Origin of the sequence: Amycolatopsis sp. lyj-84 (assembly GCF_046549075.1) — a bacterium.
In the GTDB taxonomy this organism is placed as follows: domain Bacteria; phylum Actinomycetota; class Actinomycetes; order Mycobacteriales; family Pseudonocardiaceae; genus Amycolatopsis.
The window spans coordinates 1-1,140 of record NZ_JAJPWO010000037.1; the positions used below are offsets into that span (position 1 = coordinate 1).

At 66.3% G+C, this 1,140-nt stretch carries 1 protein-coding gene; it reads left to right on the top strand.

Annotated features, from left to right (window positions below; all coding sequences use genetic code 11):
• Positions 1-5: 5 nt before the first annotated feature.
• Positions 6-1,140, top strand: a 1,135-nt coding sequence (locus ACLJRM_RS44215) for an IS30 family transposase (RefSeq protein WP_410666450.1), incomplete at its 3' end; no start/stop codon positions are given.

Genomic DNA, 1,140 nt, shown 5'->3' on the forward strand with positions numbered 1-1,140 from the left:
GGCGGATTCATGCGGTCGTTGCAACATCCTTCGTGAGCTGGGAGTTTGTGGTGGCTGGCGGGTTCGTGTTGCCGCGTTCGGTGCGGGTGCGTTTTTGGGGTGCGGTGCGGGCGGGGTATCTGCCCAAGCCTGCCGCCCGTTTGGTGGATGTGTCGCACGAGACCGGGCGACGGTGGTTCGCGCAGGCTGGCGGGGTGATCGGGAACGCACCTGGCTCGTTGGGCGAGCGCTATCTGAGTATGGCTGAGCGGGAGGAGATCTCTCGTGGTCTGTCCGGGGATCTCTCTTATCGGGAGATCGCTCGGCAGTTGGCCCGGGCGCCGTCGACGATCAGCCGGGAGGTGACGAACAATGGCGGCCGGGGTGGGTATCGAGCGCATCGGGCGGAGTCAGCGGCGCGCGATCGGGCCCGGCGGCCGAAGACTGCGAAGCTGGCCGAGGCCGGTAATCGCGAGTTGCGGGATCATGTGCAGGCGCGATTGCTGCAGGAGTGGTCTCCAGGGCAGATCACAGCCAGGCTTGCGATGGAGTTTCCTGACCGGCCGGAGATGCGAGTGTCACACGAGACGATTTACCAGTCCTTGTATGTGCAGAGCCGGGGAGCGCTGCGCCGCGAGCTCACCGCGTGTTTGCGGACCGGGCGGGCGTTGCGCCGACCGCGCAAGCAGGCGCAGGCACGACGATCACGGATCCCTGACCTCGTGGAGATCAGCGAACGGCCGGCCGAAGCCGAGGACCGGGCAGTCCCGGGTCATTGGGAAGGCGACCTGATCACCGGTGCCGGCAACAAGTCCGCGATCGGCACCTTCGTGGAGCGCTCCACCCGGTTCGTCGTGCTGCTGCACCTGCCCAACGGCCACGACGCGATCCAGGTCCGGGACGCGATGATCGAAGCGATCCAGACTCTCCCGCATCAGTTACGGCGGTCGCTGACCTGGGACCGGGGCAACGAGATGGCCCGACACGCCGACATCACCCTCGCCACCGACATGGCCATCTACTTCTGTGACCCGCATTCCCCATGGCAACGCGGATCGAACGAGAACACCAACGGCCTGCTCCGCCAGTACTTCCCCAAAGGGACCAACCTGCACCAGCACACCGCCGAAGACCTCGCCGCGGTCGCCGCACGACTCAACA